Here is a 17,023-nt window from a genome sequence, read left to right on the forward strand (position 1 = left end):
ATTTTGCCACTCATGAAGGCACGGGGTTTAAGTGTTGGTCTTTTGCCACACATTAACCTGTGGGTGCGCAATACGGCGCATATTTGCAGGACGCCAAAACAGCGCCTCACCCGGAGCCAATACAATGTATCCACCGGGAGCACACTGCGCTGACAGCCGCGCCAAAATATCACGCTGATCAAATTTGCGAAAATACAGCAGCATGTTTTGGCAAATAATCACCTGCTGCAGATGTGGCGTGGGTGGTTGCTGCTCGATAATATTATGTAAAGCAAAGCTTACGTGTGATTGCAGCGTTGGGGCAACTTGCCATGATGTCTGTAGCGCTGTAGCGGGCATCGCGGTATCTGCCAAGCTCGATGTAGGCGTTGGGCGGTTTGTTGACAACGGATACACATATGGCTGACAGTGCTGCGGAATCAAGGCCTGCTGACGTTTGTCATATTGCGCCAACCGTGCGTTTACCAGTGCTTGTTCACTAACGTCAGTGCCTAATATCGCAAACCTCGTCATCTGCTGCGCCGCCAGACTCATGGCCAGCGACCACGCTTCTTGCCCACCGGCGCAGCCCACACTCCAAATACGAAACAACTTATCTACGCCGCTTATTCCATCAGCGCTTACCCTATCAGCTTTTAAGACTCGGCGCTGATGCTCGGCGGCGCACTGGGTCACAAAATCTATCGAAGGCTGATGTCGAAAAAAACGGCTTTCGTGGATAAGTACTTTGTCCAGCAGCTGTTGACGCAGCGCATTGCTTCTGGGCAGCTGATACCATAGCTGCTTGGCGCTTAAGCCCTGCGACTGGGCGGTATGGTCAATCGCATTTTTTAACCATTTTAGCTGGGCAGCTGGTAGTACAAAGCCCGTTTCGTGCTCTATATACCGCTGCCATTGCTGCGCATCAAAATGATCGTTTTGCATTACCGTCTTACCCAGCGCAGCGCTGCTTGCTTTAACAAAGCTGCGGGTTGGTTGATTAAAATCGTCCACATGACCTGCTATCATTGTTATGCACCGTTACTGCACCTGTTTGCCGACTCAGGCTCTGGCACCAAATACTTATCAGACGCTCTCTGATAAGGCCTCTTCAGACTCTAGCATATCAGCGTCCAACAACTCATCGTCATTTGAGATTTTAAACCCAGTGACAGACTCTTGTAGTGCGGCTGCCATCTCACTCAACTCGCCGATAGAGCGTGCGGTCGCCATGGTACCTGATGAGGTCTGTGACGTGATGTCTTGAATGACGTTCATGGTATGTGAGATATGCCCTGCAGATTCAGCTTGCTGCAATGCCGCGTTTGAGATGTTTTGGATCAAATCAGCGAGCGTGTTTGAAACACTTTGCACTTCTTCTAGTGCCTCACCGGCGTCTTTTGCCAGACGTGCACCGCGTACGACTTCAGAGGTCGTTGATTCCATCGAAACGACCGCCTCATTTGTATCTGCCTGAATGGTTTTTACCAGTGTTTCGATCTGCTTGGTCGCATTGGCTGAACGCTCAGCGAGACGCTGAACCTCGTCAGCAACGACCGCAAAGCCTCGGCCTGCCTCACCTGCCATCGACGCCTGAATGGCCGCGTTCAAGGCCAAAACGTTGGTCTGATCGGCAATATCATTAATCAAGCTAACGATATCGCCAATCTCTTGTGACGACTCACCCAAGCGCTTGATACGCTTTGAGGTTTCTTGAATCTGATCACGAATCACATTCATACCTTCGATAGAGCGCTGTACCACCTCGGCTCCGTTATAGGCAATGGCAACTGAGCGCTGGGCAACGGTCGCTGACTCTGAGGCGTTATTCGAGACTTGGTCAATCGACACCGTCATCTCATTAATCGCCGCCGACACGCCAGCGATCTCTTGTGCTTGGTGCTCAGAGGCTTCGGCCAGCTCTACAGCGTTCATCTGTGTTTGCTCTGATGATTGCGAGACGCGCTCAGCGGTACTGTTAATGACCAGTACCAACTGACGCAGCTGGTCGATGGCAAAGTTTACTGAGTCGGCAATCGCCCCTGTAAAATCTTCTGATACAGTCGCATTGACGGTCAAGTCCCCTTCTGCCAAATCGCCTAGCTCATCGAGTAGACGCAAAATAGCGATCTGGTTACGCTCGTTTTCCTCTTGGATTTGACGAGCACGCTCAGACTCCGCCTCGGCTTCTTGACGGCGACGTAGGGTCTCTTTTTCGATCAAGATACGCTCTGAGCCGCCCCGTTGTTTTAAGATTTTATATAAGGCAAAGAAAATACCTAGCATGCCTATGATCAACACCACCACAGGCAGAATGACCGATTGATTAAAGTCAGAGAAGTACTGACTCACTGACGATACAGAGTTGCCTAGCCAAATCAAACAAGCCACGCTTATCGCCACAAACAGAACCAGCAATAAATTCCATTCACTATAGGCATTTTTGCCATCCGCTGTGGTTTTGGGCGTACCAGCTACAGGTTTTTTTATAACATCACTCATCTTACGTATTCCTTTCAAACAATCGTCAAAGTCTTATCGTGACTGACTTTGACAATCTTATTGTTATCAAAACAATGATCAACAAAGCCTGTATGAATGCTGACATCCAACCGCGTCATGTCAGTCGCTAATCCTCTGTCTTTATGGATGAGACAGATTCTGTATTATCGACAGTTATATTGCCGCATCGCTATACTGCAAATCCTGCGCTAGTAAGCTTGGCATGAAGACATACCAATCTTGCTCATTTTTATAAAACTTACCGTGATTATAAGGCGCAAATGGTGAGCTTGGCTCGATGGCCTCGGCGCGATATTGGTCACTGGTAAACTGTTCGATACCGATCACCTGATCGACGAGCAAACCTGAAAACAGGTTGTCGTGATCGATGACAATGACCTTACGCTGACTCATTTGCGCCACACGGCTAGGTACTTGTAAAAACTGTGACAAATCCGTGAGCGGTAATAAACGACCACGGATATTGGCAATACCTAGCATCCAAGGCTTCACTAAGGGTAAGCTGGTATATTCTGGCATGGCCAACACCTCCGATACCTGACCCATTGGCGCCACCAAACGCTGTCCGCCAATCTCAAATACCACACCTTGCCAGTCATATTCTTGCCCACTGCGGCGACCACTTTTGCGCGCGCGTGCCAGATCTGCTAGACGCAGAAGCTCAATAAACCCTTTGGAAGCCACAAGCTACTCCATTACTCGACGAATGATATTGACCAAGCTGCTCTCATCAATCGGTTTGGTCATATACTCTTTAGCGCCTTGACGCTTACCCCACACACGGTCTGTTTCTTGGTTTTTGGTACTGATCATGATCACTGGGATATGGGCGGTGGTTTTGCCGCGAGTAATCTTGCGGGTCGCCTGAAAACCATTCATCTCTGGCATCACCACATCCATCAAGATCACATCTGGCAGATGATCTGTTGCCATCTGACAGCCCTGCTCCCCATTGGTCGCCTCCAACACTTGAAAGTTGTTTTTGGAGAGCATGTCGCGAAATTTCGCCATTTCAGATGGCGAGTCGTCAATGACTAAGACGGTAGTCATAGGATTTTCCTTTATTTACGAAGATATCCATTTGGATATACAAATATATTATAAAGACCAACTGCTAAAGCCTGTGCTCCAAATACTCATGGTCACACGCCTCTCACCGCAGTGGTTACTCGTTGTCAAGCGGCTAGCAACAGCCGTATGTGATATCAAAACCTGCACAAAATGTCTGCGAAAAACGTCTGTACAAAATATGCCATGCTCAAAGACTGTCTGGCACGTTTATCTTGACCCTTTGTCTAGCGATATTGGTTGATCGCGTCAAACAGCTCGTCTTTACTAAATGGCTTGGTCAGATACTCATCAGAGCCCACGATACGGCCGCGTGCTTTATCAAATAAACCGTCTTTAGATGACAACATGATTACAGGCTTGTCGGCATAATCAGGGTTGTTTTTGATCAAAGCACAGGTTTGATAACCATCTAAACGTGGCATCATAATATCCACAAAAATAATATCGGGATTGTTATCGACAATCTTTGCAAGTGCATCAAAGCCATCAATAGCAGTTACAACTTCACAGCCAGCCTTTTGTAACAAGGTTTCTGCAGTACGGCGAATGGTTTTGGAATCATCAATCACCATCACTTTTAAGCCATCAAAATTATTTTCCATTCTCATTGTCCTATGAACGACTATGGGTTTGTCACGCGATCTATCAACACAGCTGTTAGGGTATTCTCAATTGATCATTTATTGATTATGGGCTTAAGACCACCCCTGCCATCTATCTATATCGTAGCGGACCTATCTTTTCTTTTATGAGTATCTGGCTTTTATCAGTCCTGAGCAAAAGTAGCCCCGCCATCTGGGTCATGATAGGCAGTTTATGATGGCTGAATCGATTGACGTTCAATCCTACACTCTCTCGACCACTGTGCTTAGCATATCGCCAGATAAAGGTATCTTAATGCATAAAAAACATTAAAGCACTTTGCCACAAACTACCGTCATCCTACTTTTTGATAAAAACAGGGCTAAAAATCCATCAACTTCATGATATTTCTGCATTATATAGAATCAATTCCCATATTGCTGGATAATTTTCGATTGTGATAAAAATGTATCAATATATTTTGTTATGTTTGTTTTAGCACAGTTGTTCATGCATTTCCAGTGATTGACAAATTAATGTTCAGACTGGCCAGTATCCTAGCTCAGAACTTAAAGATCTACCTATAGTCATACTCCAGTCATGCTTCTATCAGCAGGTTGTTGTCAGCTTGTATGGCTTAGCATTTGGCAGTCATGATTGCATGACGACCGGCAATGTTTGGTCACTGCACAATCAGCTAGCGTACAATCGTTTCACCTCATAGGATTTCACTATATAATAAAACGACGATTATAACGGTGACTGCTATGACAGCTTTTCAATGGTTAAAAAAAAGCCCGTACTTACTTAGCATTTTGCTTTTGCTGGCTTGTCAGCCCTCCCCGCCTACCGATGAGCCTGTCACAGCAGAAAACAGTGAGACAGTAGATAACCCACTGATCATCAGTGATAGCACGGTGACGATGACGCCAGACCATATTCTAAGTATCAAACCATCGCGCTATCAACCCAGCCTCGGACTACAGGGCAATATACAGCCGATCAAACAAAGTCAGTTTGTCGCCGCCCAGCCGCTGTATGTCGAACAGGTGCTGGTCAGTGAAGGTCAGCAGGTCGAAAAAGACGCGCCTTTGCTTATCGTCCGACGGCTGGACATGACCAATAAGACACCTCCCAAACGCTCAGATGAGATAAAGACAGAGCCCGATGGCAATGCAGCGCCGCAAGCCGAGAATGCAGCACCGCAAACCGAAAGTTCAGTAAAAGACCCAGCTATTGAAAAAACCTCACCTCGTCCGGATCAGACAAAACAAGCCACCATAGAGGACGCGGCCGCCGAGCCATCGGCCATCGATGGCAAGTCTACCTCTGCTAGCAAAGCCACCTCCGACAACAACCCTGCCTCAGCCAAGCTGCCGCGCCAAAACGACACGGATGCAGACGCTGCGACAGACACATTGGACGACGACGCCTCAGAGCATTCGTCATACCAACTTATCACGGTGCGTGCCAGCTTCGCTGGGCGGGTCGCGCAGTTAAACGCCGCCGCAGGACAGCAGCTCGCTGCACGTACGCCCTTATTGCAGATCGCTGATGAGACCAAGCTATACTTTGTCGCAACCGTGCCTATTCAGGCAAAGCCGCAGCTATCGGTAGGACAAACGGTTAATTTTACAACCGCTGAGCTGACAGATCAGTTCACCGGTCAAGTCAGCAAACTGGTCGAAGCCCCGCACCCCAAAAAGCTGCTGGTCCATGTCAATGTGATCGATAATGAGAGCAGTCGCAAAAAACTGCTGCCTAAGATGCAGGTCACAGGGCGGGTCAACTATGGACAAATCGATGTCGGCACTATCGTGCCTAGACGCGCCTTACATGATGTGAACTTGACAGAATTGCATTCACCACCATATAAACCTCTAAGGCCATTGGCGGCAAATGTGTGGATCATCGGACAAGATCAGCGTCTGACGCGCCAGCCTGTAGAAGTGGTCGAGTTTAACCCCACCACTCAGCAGTATCTGATCGCAGGCATCAGTAATGATAGCCTGATTTGCTTGGCCGATTTACCGCTTGATTCTAAAGGCAAAAAAGTCATTGTGTCTTAATGGCTTATGCTGGCAGTTACATTATGTAGAAACATTAACAAAGCTTGTCTTGTTTTGTCACAGCAAAATTAGGCACTATGTCTTTATTATTAGCGGTCTTTATTATTAGCGCGTTTACAGCAAGCATACGTATTTAAGCGTATGCATATTTACAAGATAGCACCTTTAAATAGTGCCTTTAAATAATGTCTTTAAATAGCACATAACACATTCAGACGTTTGGCATAACAGCGGTCGCATCTGATGTATTTATCAGAATGACTGTACAGAGCCGTATAAACGCCTGACCCATGATAACAACAACTAGAGGATAACCCATGAGTAAACAGATCTTATTAATAGAAGATGATCCAGATTTAGCAGAATTGATCAGCGACTATCTGACCATGAATTATTACGACGTGCATCACGCAGGGCTTGGTCAAGAAGGTCTTGACTTACTAGATACCAAAGAGCGTGATATCGATTTGGTGGTGCTTGATTTGATGCTGCCCGATATGGATGGTATGCAGGTCTGTCAAAAAATCCGTGGCAATAAAAACAACATGACCAATAAGGTACCTATTATCATGTTGACGGCCAAAGGCGATACCACAGATCGCGTGTTGGGCCTTGAGATGGGTGCCGATGATTATATCGCCAAGCCTTTTGAGCCGCGTGAGCTATTGGCTCGTATCCGCGCTGTGATTCGCCGCCATGAGCAGCCAAACCAAGCAGACAGCCAGTCAGATAGCTTGACCTTTGGCCGCTTAAGCGTATTTCCTGACAGTCACGAGGTGACGATTGATGATGAGCCGGTACGTTTGACCACGCATCAGTTTCAATTACTACACTACTTTGCCACGCATTCTGGTAAAGTGCTCAATCGTGAGCAGCTCTGGCAGGCGATGCCAAATGATGACAGCTCAGACAATATCGACCGCGCCATTGATGTGCATATTTCACGTCTGCGCGCCTTGATTGAAGACAACCCTCGTCAGCCCAAACGTATCATCACCGTACGCGGCGTCGGTTATCAATTTGCCACCGATCAGGCCTGATTTTTTGCTCATATTATGAGCGGCAGCACACTATAAACGGTAGACTATATAGTCACCGTTTTGAATCGTTATAAACGTCTGATAATAGAGATGGTTTAATGCAGCACTTGGGTTTTCGCTCTTTATTTGCCAAGCTATTTGCCAGTGTGATGCTGGCGCTTATCTTATTTGCAGTGGCGATGGTGCTGTTGACCCAGCTGGTACATGATAAAGATGCGGGAATTCGCTCCGAGGTATTGGCCACTCAGATATTAGGGCAAATCGATCCTTTTTTGCATGAGCTAAATACTGCCATTAGCAAAGACAACCGTTTGCAGTCGCGGTTTATGCTGGCGGTCGTCAAAAAAAGCTTTGATATTTTTGACGAGTCTTTACAGGCCAAGATGGGTCTGTATGATAGCGATGGTCATTTGCTGATGCAAACCGACCACAGCGATTTGCCATTAGAGCTGCCGCCTACCCCATCTTTGTTATCACGCGTTTTCCCTTCTTTTTCTGATACCGCCACGACCCAGCAAGCACAAGTATATAGCAGCACAGGCTATACGCTGCTGTACGAATCGCGTTTACCGCCCAAAAAACCAGCCCTTTCTGCAGCATTGAATCTATTTACCGGCACCTTATTGCTGCTGCTTATCATGGCAGGGGTTTTGTGGATTATTGCTCGCACCATGACGTGGCGTATCAATCAGATGAGCCAGCAGATGACGCAGCTGGGTGATGGTGATTTTACCGTGCGAGTCAATGCGCGCGGTAATGATGAAATTGCTTCCTTGGCTCGCGGGTTTAACCAAGCAGCACAAAAAATCGAACATTTGGTCGATGCCAATAACTTACTGCTGGCGCACGCCTCTCATGAGCTGCGCACACCCATCACGCGTATTCGCTTGCAGATTGAGATGATGGACATGCTGGCAGGCGCGCTGCCCTCTGATACCAAAGAGAAGTTTGATAAACGCGCCCAAGCCATCAATCGCGATTTGTCTGGGCTCAATGACTTGGTAGAAAGCATCTTGCTGGTCAGCCGCTTGGATGCAGGTCATGCGTTGCAGCAAGTAGAGCGCCTAGATCTATATGATCTCATCAATCAAGAGCGCCAACATTACCCTGAGGCGACGTTGATCGGCGAGCACATCATCATCGATGGGCAGGCCTCTATGCTAACCCATTTGATTCGCAATCTATTGACCAATGCGATGCTACATGGGGTGCCGCCAGTGACCGTACTGCTATATGGCGTACAGACCATTGACGAGGCCGATAGCATCCCAGACTATCTGCTGCAAACCCTCATTTGCAGTAGTTTCGCCGATTATAATAGCTCAGACTTTGACTCCTATGATGAGACCGCGGCACCAAACCGAGAGGATGGGCGGGCGGCATCAACGCAAGGTGACGATACCGCGCTCACAGATACCGCCGCAGATGAAGCAGACATGACAGAGACGGTCATAGCGCTGCCTGCACCGCCTATCTACAAAAACGGCGAAACGCTCGTTGACGAGGCCGCTGTCGTTAATGAAGCAGATAATGCTGATGCCACTCATACTGCGGTCGACACGGCAAACGACAACGCTGCTGATCGTCCTAACCACGATGCAACGCCAAGCAGCGAGACGCATCAGATTAAGACATCTGCAGTAGGGGTGGATGACACGCTTGCAACGGAGACGGATGATAACGCTCTCGCTTCGGCCAACGACCATACCGCTCTTAAAACAAAAGACGCGCGCGCATCGCTATCTGTGATGACAGACTATCAGCGCTTTACCTCTGAGTTTTCGGACAAAGTCAAAAAAGTCACTTGGCGTGCGGTACCTGAGAGCGCGGTGCAGGCTGATAGTAACCAGTCCCCTCTCCTTGACGCGGCAGCGGCGGATAGTGACCTTACAGTACAGAAAACCAAAGACAGTCTGATGAGCAAAGGTATCAATGCGCTAAAAAATGGCCACAGCCAAAAAAGCGCCATCGCCGATGGTTCAGCCACTAGCGATGATAGCAAAAAGCCAAAAGACCAAAAAATTAGTAGCAAAAACGCGACGCAGCTTGACGGGGAAGCTATGGACGCGCCGCGCAAAGAAGGCTTGTTTACCAAGCATCTCAAAAAAACCAAAACAGAGCCTGAACGCCCTCTGCCCAAATACGCGGTACTGGCCGTCATCGACGAAGGAGCTGGCATCCCTGAAGAAAAGCGCGAAGACGTGTTTAGCCCATTTGTGCGTTTGCAACAAAAAAACAAAGGCTCAGGGCTGGGGTTATCACTGGTATCACAAATCGTCACCGCGCATCAGGGCCGTATCATCACTGATACCATCAATGGCCATACAAGGTTTTTGGTCATACTGCCAGTCAAGCATAATCCGCACTATCATCCAAATGGCTAAGACGTGTTCTTATCTTGCTTGCGCAAACCCTTCTATTAAGTGCGCCTATCTAGTCTTCTTGTCAAAAACTGCTCTTATTATCTGCCTCTTTTCCTCGCCTCCCCCGCCTAATCGCTATTCATCATAAGCGGGTCGCGGATGCGCATATCCAAAGTACCCGATAATATGCTATATTAGCGCCCCTTATTATAGGGTTATGAACGGTTGTTTTTTTGCCTCTTAGATGACGATAGAGGCAAAACAAGGCGTTTGTGACATTAAAAAAACCATTGAATTTTGAGCCCTCCATGAATGACATGATTGTCTTAAACGATGTGACCAAAAGTTTTTTAAGTGACCGCTCAATCAAAGACAAAGATGGCAAGCCCCACTGGTTTACTGCTGTCGAGCCGACGTCACTGTCCATCCAGCAAGGTGAAATCTTTGGCCTAATGGGCTATTCAGGTGCCGGTAAATCCACCTTGTTACGCCTGATCAATATGCTCGAGCGTCCAGATTCAGGTCAGGTCATCATCGATGGCACTGATTTGACCACCTTATCAGCCAGCGACCTACGAGTGGCACGCCACAATATCGGTATGATATTTCAGCAGTTTAACCTCATGTCCAATCGCACTGTCTTTGACAACGTAGCCTTTAACCTGATGGTCGCAGGCTATCCGCGTCGTGATATTCATCAGCGTGTCATGGACTGCCTAGAGATTGTCGATCTGACTGATCGCGCCGGTCACTATCCAGCGCAGCTCTCAGGCGGCCAAAAGCAGCGCGTTGGTATCGCCCGCGCGATAGCGCCTAGTCCAAAGGTGCTACTGGCCGATGAGCCGACCAGTGCCCTCGATCCTGCGACAACTCGTAGCTTGCTCACCTGTCTGCGTGATATCAACGAGCAGCTAGGCGTGACCATCGTCATCGTCACCCACGAGATGAGTGTGATTCGCAGGCTTTGCGACCGCGCCGCCTTATTACACCAAGGCAAGCTGCTTGAGGTTGCAGACGTAAGAGATGGTCTGATTCAGGCCACCACCCCGATTGGCCAAGGCTTAGTCGTTGAGGACTAATGAGGTAGGAGAAATAATATGTTAACTGGTACGGAACTATCCGCCTCGATCGACAAGCTGTTTGCGCTGCGTAAAGAGATTGTGACTGCGTTTATTGATACCTTTATCATGCTGGGTATCTCAACGGCGGTTGCCATTTTGATCGGTGGGCTATTTGGAATATTCTTATTCTTATCCAGCGATAGACAGTTTTTGCAAAATAAAACACTATATGGCGTGTTAGGCGGCATCACCAACTTTATGCGCGCCTTCCCGTTTGTGATTTTAATGATTGCGATGAGTCCATTTACTAAAGCCATCGTCGGTACAGGTATCGGACCGATTGCCGCCTCCTTGGTGCTTGCGATTGCCGGCTCGTTTTATTTTGCCCGTTTGGTCGAGCAAAACCTGCGTGAAGTCCCGCGCGGTATCATCGAGGCCACCGAGTCGATGGGCGCTCGCCCCTTTACTATTATCAAAGTCTTGCTCAACGAGGCGCGCTCAGGGCTGGTGCTGTCGGTGACTATCTTGTGTATCAGCTTGCTGTCATACTCTGCGGCGGCTGGTATGATCGGCGGCGGCGGTTTGGGCGATTTGGCCATTCGTTATGGTTATTATCGTTACCAAACTGAGGTGATGATTTTTATCGTGATTATGCTATCGATTATGGTCATCGCTATCCAAGCGTCTGGTAACTGGCTGGCCAACCGCCTAGACAAACGTTAAGCCGCTTTGGCAAATACTTGACATTGCCAGCGACTCGGTTTATTTTTGGCAGTAATGAATCCTCTTAGCTCTTATCATAAAAAGCAGCATTACTATGTAGAATGTTGCTTTTTTAATGCTCAGGCGCGACTCACATAACCCAATCCCATGTACGAATAAGGAAATTTTATGAAATTAACAGATATCAGCCGTCAGTTGGCCACTGCCTTTGCAACCGTTGGTATGACAGGGCTCGTATTGGTGGGCTGTAACAACTCATCAGCGCCAGAAGCCAACAAAGAAGCGGCGACTGAAAACACCACAGCCCAAACGGCGGACAGCGATATCGATCCTGAGCACAGCAAAATCGTCATCGGTACCACTGAAGGTGACTTTGCCGACATGGTACGTAACCAAGTCAAAGGCGCGCTAGAAGAACAAGGTTATGACGTTGAGCTCATCGCATTTACCGACTATGTGCGTCCTAACTTGGCGCTGGCTGAAGGCGACTTGGATATCAATATCTTTCAGCATAAGCCTTATCTTGATACCTTTAAAAAAGAAAACAATCTAGATTTGGTTGAGGTATTCCAAGTACCGACCGCCCCGCTTGGTATTTATTCAGGTAAAAAGACCAGCCTTGATGAAGCCTACAAAGGCATGAGTGTCTCAGCACCAAACGATCCAAGCAACTTTGCGCGCGCCCTTGTGATGATGGACGACCTTGGCTGGATCACGCTAAAAGACAATATCGATCCGTTGACAGCCTCAAAGACTGATATCGCGGATAACAGCAAATACGACATCAATATCATTGAATTAGAAGCCGCACAGCTGCCACGTGCCCGTGATGAAGTTGATTTTGCAGTGATTAATGGTAACTATGCCACCGACTCTGGTATCAAATTGACCGAAGCACTGTTTCAAGAGCCAAGCTTTGCTTATGTCAACTGGTCAGCGATCAAGTCTGCCGATACTGGCAAAAAATGGGTAGAAGACGTCACCAACGCCTATAACTCAGAAGCCTTCAAAAAGTACGCGCATGAGACATTCCCTGGCTACAAATACCCAAAAATCTGGGATGAAAACACCGCCGACGCGACCAAAGCCCCTGAAAACGCGGCTGTAGAGACCGAAGCGGCGCAGTAATTTATAACCGTGCTTCCGCGTCTATAGAAGCGTCCAATATCAATCGATATTGGGCGCTTTTTTTGCTTATCTCTCATCCGTCCGCTACGCTTCTTACGCCTTAACTCTACTGTCTTTTCTGACTCTCGTGATTACACTGACAACGTTTATCCATAAGTCAGACAGCTTTAGAGCGTGTCTTCACCTCAAAAACAGGGATAAAAATGACGTTACAGCCTGTTTGTCCTTTGTAGGAAAGCGTCAACCGACCTTTTACTTTATTCTATTTTTTTCTATAGTAGCTGGGTTGCCGCGTTGTTCTGTTAGGACAAGTTTTACAATCAACACTATGATACGACTGTTATTTATTCAGGTTTAAAAGCTTCTCACTCAGGTAGTGACATTGATAGGTAGTGGCATTGATAAGTAGTGACACTGAATTTAGTTATTACTTGTTTAGAGAACAGTTATATAAAGAACACTTATATAAACAGCCATAGAACCACACTCAACACATAATAAGGATAATAATATGAGCAAGAAAACTTATAATATTCGTACCGCAGGCCAAGCCAATATTCCTGTGCTAGGGCTAGGTACTTGGCAATCGACAGGCCAAGACTGTATCGATGTCGTCGGCCAAGCGTTAAAAATGGGCTACGAGCACATTGATACCGCGCAAGCTTATGACAATGAAAAAGAGGTGGGAGAAGGTATCAAGCAATCAGGCGTGGCGCGTGATAAGTTCTTTTTGACCACCAAGATTTTCCCAGATGATATGAAGTTTGAGCCAGAAAAGCTGATAGCAGCCGCTAAGCGCTCATTAGAAAACCTAGATACCGATTATGTCGATCTGCTATTACTGCATTGGCCCGATGATCGCGTGCCATTGTCTGAGACCATTCCTGCGCTGTGTGAACTACAAAAACAAGGGCTAACGCGTCATATTGGGGTTTCTAACTTTAATATCGCTCATATCATCGAAGCCAAAAAACACGCTGATGTGCCTATTGTCGTCAACCAAGTAGAGTTTCATCCGTTTATCAAACAAAACACCCTGCAGACTTTTTTGAATAACCATCATATTTTATTAGAAGCCTATTCGCCACTGGCGCGCGGTGATGTGTTTGACAATGAGGTCATCAAAGAGATTGCGGATAAGCATGGCGTGACACCTGCACAAATATCACTGGCTTGGATATTATCGGACAGAGACCGTGTGGCCATTCCCAAGACGTCCAATCCCGACCATCTACAAGGCAACTTGGATGCCATCGATGTCCAGCTTAGCGCCGATGAGTTAGAAAAAATTGGCAACTTGGCCCGTAGCGATGGCCGTAAGATAGAGCATCCTGACTATACGCCTGAATGGGATGACTAGGGCGTATCCTCGATTCAATCGATAGCCATCTAAATGGGCTAAAAATGGCTAAATCTGACCAAACGGCGTCAAATAGCTGACTACTATCTCGATAGTATCTGCGCTATTTTCCTTGTTTACCGGCGATTTATCTCACTTTTATCGCCATTTTTGAAATGAGGACACGCCCTAATGTTTTTATCAAAACCCACATAAAAAAGCGCCGCTAATCAAATATTAGCGGCGCTTTTGCGGTCAGTGTGGCTATTTTTGAATGCTACTGCTGCAGCGTTTGGGTCTCATGGATTGGCTCTGCTGGATTGTACTGCTCAGAAGGCGGCGTCAATCCATTGCGATTGTTTTCTTTCATAGATTTGGCAACCTCAGGCGGCATGTAGTTTTCGTCATGCTTGGCCAGCACTTCCCCTGCGACAAAGGTCTCGCCCTGCATTTTACCTGTGGCAACCACGCCTGAGTTTTCAGCAAACAAATCTGGCAAGATACCTTGATAAGTCACAGGCACCGTCGATTCAAAATCGGTAATCGCAAACTCCACACTCAGCGGATCATTTGGTGCTCGCTGCACGCTGCCAGCGACGACCATACCACCTGCACGGATACGCTTATTTTGCGGCGCTTCCCCTTGGGCGATGGCCGTTGCATCAAAATAGTAGTCAGTCTGCTGCCCAATGGCATAGATGACCAACGCCACGGCTATCGCGGCTCCTGCCAGCGTAAACATCACCCACATCAGTTTTTTGCGACGAACTGCGTTCATACCACTACCTCATTGATGAGTCACTGTCTTATAGTCAAACCATTCTAAAAATAATATAGTGCCATTGGGATAAATGTTGCGAGCATCGAACGATAACAGCACGCAAGTAAAATTTATACCAGTAGCGCGTTTAAATCTAAAACGATTTTACTTTGAACGGACCATATCAGTCATATCCAATGCCATATAAACCTATAAAACAGAAAATATTAAAGAAACCACCATTAGAAAAACCTTTTTTAAATATTTTTCTAATCGTACTTTCTAGTGGCTATATAGTAGCATTTTTTGCATCAATCAATAAGCCCCCAAGCCTTCATATCGCCATATAATGACGATATAGACACCCTAGTCTTGCGGGCTAAATTGATGATATTCAGATGGTTTTTTGACTACTTAGTTGTAGGATTGGAGGTGTTGGCGGTACGCTGTGCTTGCCGCGCTTGCTGGATGGTCAGCTGCTTAATCAGCGCTTGGCGCTGCCTTCTGCTATAAAAAATAAAAGCCAGCACCACACCCACGGTAATCGCCCAACACGACCAGACAAACACGCCATGCTTACCCATGGCGATAAACTCAGACACGCTGTAAAAATAAGGCTGCATCATCATCTCCTAGCCGTTATTTGTTTTGTCCACGAATATATTCTTTGACCCAAGCCTTGCCTTGATCACGGTACAAAATCAAAGTATTGGTGCGATAAATCGCCAAGGTCGCCACCAGTAAATAACTGCCGATGACCATGAGCAGCAGCGGCATCCACATATCGGCTGACATTTTTGGTGCGGCGGTCAAGGTAAAAGTTGAGCCTTGGTGCAAGGTATTCCACCACTGTACCGAGTATTTGATAATCGGCAGGTTGACCGCACCGACGATAGACAAGATAGCTGCCGCTTTGCCGCGGTTGGCGGTATGCTCAAAGGCGGCAAACAGCGCCATGACGCCCGCGTACAAAAACGCCAAAATCAGCATCGAGGTCAAACGCGCGTCCCAGACCCAATACGTCCCCCAAGTGGGTTTTGCCCAAATAGAGCCGGTGATTAAGCTGATCACACAAAGCAAAAACCCCAGCGGCGCGAGCGCTTGCGCCACTAAACTAGCCGTCTTGATTTTCCAAACCAAAAAGATAACCCCCAACACTGCAAGGGCAAAATAGATGGAGATGGCCAGACTGGCTGCCGGTACGTGGATAAATATAATACGATAGCTGTTGCCTTGTAAGTAGTCAGGCGGCGCAAATGCCAGCCCCCAGACACTACCGATCGCAAGACAAATACTGGCAAGTATGGCAAGCCACTTGACCCAAGGCGCAAAAATGCGAAAAAACTGCTTGGTACCAACAGTGGTCAAAAAGCCTTGCCAAATGCGCTGCCACAGGCTAGGAGATGAGACATTATTCAGGTTGGGCATGGGGATAAACCTATTTACACAGCATAGTGGTTTGACAGATATGGCATCATGGGCGCTACGACATCATGATTGCTACTATCCGCTAACCTGCCGGCGTTAAACACTGGATAGAATCTACAAGTGACTTGTTTGTATCGTTAATTGGCTATTATAGCAAAGTTGCCCGTTTTCAACATGCTGTTGATATAAAGGTTTTTTTTAATTGAGCCACGCCATCTTTAAGGTCACGGCAATCACCCATGGCATCACCAGCACAGAGATGATGCTGCCAGCTAATAACAGCGCTAGTATCGGCAAACCATTGAGACCGGTGGCAAACACATCCACCGCCCCTGTGGCAAAAATCAGTACCGGCAGCTGCATGGGCAAAGCTATCAGCGGCACCAGCACGGCACCGTTTTTTAATGACAGTGTCAAACTACTGGCAACGGCAGAGAGCATCAGCAGCATCGGACTGCCAGTGACGATAGAGGCCAGCAATATCCACGCCTCAAACCAGCTAAGCTGAAATAGCGGCACCGCCAATAAGCTGAGCACCGCCACAATACCGCTACTAAAGATCCAGTGTATGACTAAGCGGACGAGCACCCAAAGCGGTAGCGATGCTCTGGCAACCACCAACTGCGCCAGCGTGCCATTATCGAGCGCGGGTTTAAACAGCCCATCAACCCCCATCACCAGTGACAAGAGCGCGGCAATCCACACAGCAGACACGCCTAAACGCTGTAACAGCGCAGGCTCACTACCGACGGCCAGCGGAAACAAGGTAATAATCACTAAAAACAGTACGAGCGGATATAACCACTGTACCGCTCCTTGCTGCTTGACCTGCCATTCGCGTCGCCAGAGCTGCCCAAAGCTAATACCGCGCGTACCGTCGGAGGTATTTGAGCGCGGCTTTGCTGCTTGCATTGGTGCAGACTGTACTGGGCTATCTGTCATGATCCATCCTTTTAC

At 47.6% G+C, this 17,023-nt stretch carries 15 protein-coding genes and 1 pseudogene; 7 read left to right on the forward strand and 9 right to left on the reverse strand.

Translation table 11 applies throughout. The annotated features are described in order from the left end of the window. Positions 1 to 27 precede the first annotated feature (27 nt). The 5 genes and pseudogenes from CAP50_RS11140 to pilG form a co-directional block, all read right to left on the reverse strand. On the reverse strand, positions 28 to 993 hold the full coding sequence (locus CAP50_RS11140) for a CheR family methyltransferase (RefSeq protein WP_241900751.1): 966 nt from the start codon (positions 991 to 993) through the stop codon (positions 28 to 30). Positions 994 to 1,065: 72 nt separating this feature from the next. Then, positions 1,066 to 2,139: pseudogene (locus tag CAP50_RS11145) on the reverse strand (methyl-accepting chemotaxis protein); the annotation flags it as partial. A 516-nt stretch (positions 2,140 to 2,655) separates the two neighbouring features. Next, a complete protein-coding gene (locus CAP50_RS11150) occupies positions 2,656 to 3,186 on the reverse strand; it encodes a chemotaxis protein CheW (RefSeq protein WP_100750037.1) in 531 nt (176 codons plus the stop codon). Between the two features lie 3 nt (positions 3,187 to 3,189). Beyond that, the gene (locus CAP50_RS11155) at positions 3,190 to 3,552 is read right to left on the reverse strand and encodes a response regulator (RefSeq protein WP_100750038.1); all 363 of its coding nucleotides are present in this window, start codon (positions 3,550 to 3,552) and stop codon (positions 3,190 to 3,192) included. A 245-nt stretch (positions 3,553 to 3,797) separates the two neighbouring features. Further along, positions 3,798 to 4,175, reverse strand: coding sequence for a twitching motility response regulator PilG (gene pilG, locus CAP50_RS11160; protein WP_075100386.1), 378 nt, complete (start codon positions 4,173 to 4,175; stop codon positions 3,798 to 3,800). A gap of 747 nt (positions 4,176 to 4,922) precedes the next feature. Here pilG and CAP50_RS11165 point away from each other — a divergent pair. The 7 genes from CAP50_RS11165 to CAP50_RS11195 all read left to right on the forward strand — a co-directional run bounded on the left by CAP50_RS11165 (position 4,923) and on the right by CAP50_RS11195 (position 13,899). Further along, positions 4,923 to 6,224, forward strand: a complete 1,302-nt coding sequence (locus tag CAP50_RS11165; RefSeq protein ID WP_100750039.1) for an efflux RND transporter periplasmic adaptor subunit — start codon at positions 4,923 to 4,925, stop codon at positions 6,222 to 6,224. 317 nt (positions 6,225 to 6,541) lie between these two features. Further along, positions 6,542 to 7,264, forward strand: coding sequence for a response regulator transcription factor (locus tag CAP50_RS11170; protein ID WP_100750040.1), 723 nt, complete (start codon positions 6,542 to 6,544; stop codon positions 7,262 to 7,264). A 98-nt stretch (positions 7,265 to 7,362) separates the two neighbouring features. Beyond that, positions 7,363 to 9,648, forward strand: a complete 2,286-nt coding sequence (locus CAP50_RS11175; RefSeq protein ID WP_100750041.1) for a HAMP domain-containing sensor histidine kinase — start codon at positions 7,363 to 7,365, stop codon at positions 9,646 to 9,648. Positions 9,649 to 9,935: 287 nt separating this feature from the next. Beyond that, positions 9,936 to 10,706 carry a methionine ABC transporter ATP-binding protein gene (locus CAP50_RS11180; protein ID WP_172953126.1) on the forward strand — a complete coding sequence of 257 codons (771 nt, stop codon included), beginning with the start codon at positions 9,936 to 9,938 and terminating at the stop codon, positions 10,704 to 10,706. An 18-nt stretch (positions 10,707 to 10,724) separates the two neighbouring features. Next, positions 10,725 to 11,411 (forward strand): methionine ABC transporter permease, encoded by a 687-nt coding sequence (locus tag CAP50_RS11185; RefSeq protein WP_100750042.1) that lies wholly within the window; start codon positions 10,725 to 10,727, stop codon positions 11,409 to 11,411. A gap of 168 nt (positions 11,412 to 11,579) precedes the next feature. Further along, on the forward strand, positions 11,580 to 12,539 hold the full coding sequence (locus tag CAP50_RS11190) for a MetQ/NlpA family ABC transporter substrate-binding protein (RefSeq protein WP_100750043.1): 960 nt from the start codon (positions 11,580 to 11,582) through the stop codon (positions 12,537 to 12,539). A gap of 511 nt (positions 12,540 to 13,050) precedes the next feature. Continuing rightward, positions 13,051 to 13,899: an aldo/keto reductase gene (locus CAP50_RS11195; protein ID WP_100750044.1), complete on the forward strand. Its 849-nt coding sequence runs from the start codon at positions 13,051 to 13,053 to the stop codon at positions 13,897 to 13,899. A 256-nt stretch (positions 13,900 to 14,155) separates the two neighbouring features. Here the strand turns inward: CAP50_RS11195 and ccmE are convergent, their stop codons facing one another. The 4 genes from ccmE to CAP50_RS11215 all read right to left on the reverse strand — a co-directional run bounded on the left by ccmE (position 14,156) and on the right by CAP50_RS11215 (position 16,978). Continuing rightward, positions 14,156 to 14,656 (reverse strand): cytochrome c maturation protein CcmE, encoded by a 501-nt coding sequence (gene ccmE, locus CAP50_RS11200; protein WP_075100381.1) that lies wholly within the window; start codon positions 14,654 to 14,656, stop codon positions 14,156 to 14,158. Between the two features lie 392 nt (positions 14,657 to 15,048). Beyond that, on the reverse strand, positions 15,049 to 15,261 hold the full coding sequence (gene ccmD / locus CAP50_RS11205) for a heme exporter protein CcmD (protein ID WP_075100380.1): 213 nt from the start codon (positions 15,259 to 15,261) through the stop codon (positions 15,049 to 15,051). Between the two features lie 16 nt (positions 15,262 to 15,277). After that, positions 15,278 to 16,066 carry a heme ABC transporter permease CcmC gene (gene ccmC, locus CAP50_RS11210; RefSeq protein WP_100750045.1) on the reverse strand — a complete coding sequence of 263 codons (789 nt, stop codon included), beginning with the start codon at positions 16,064 to 16,066 and terminating at the stop codon, positions 15,278 to 15,280. Between the two features lie 198 nt (positions 16,067 to 16,264). After that, positions 16,265 to 16,978, reverse strand: a complete 714-nt coding sequence (locus CAP50_RS11215) for a heme exporter protein CcmB (RefSeq protein WP_446737512.1) — start codon at positions 16,976 to 16,978, stop codon at positions 16,265 to 16,267. Positions 16,979 to 17,023 lie beyond the last annotated feature (45 nt).

The organism is Psychrobacter sp. L7, assembly GCF_002810365.1.
GTDB lineage: Bacteria > Pseudomonadota > Gammaproteobacteria > Pseudomonadales > Moraxellaceae > Psychrobacter > Psychrobacter celer.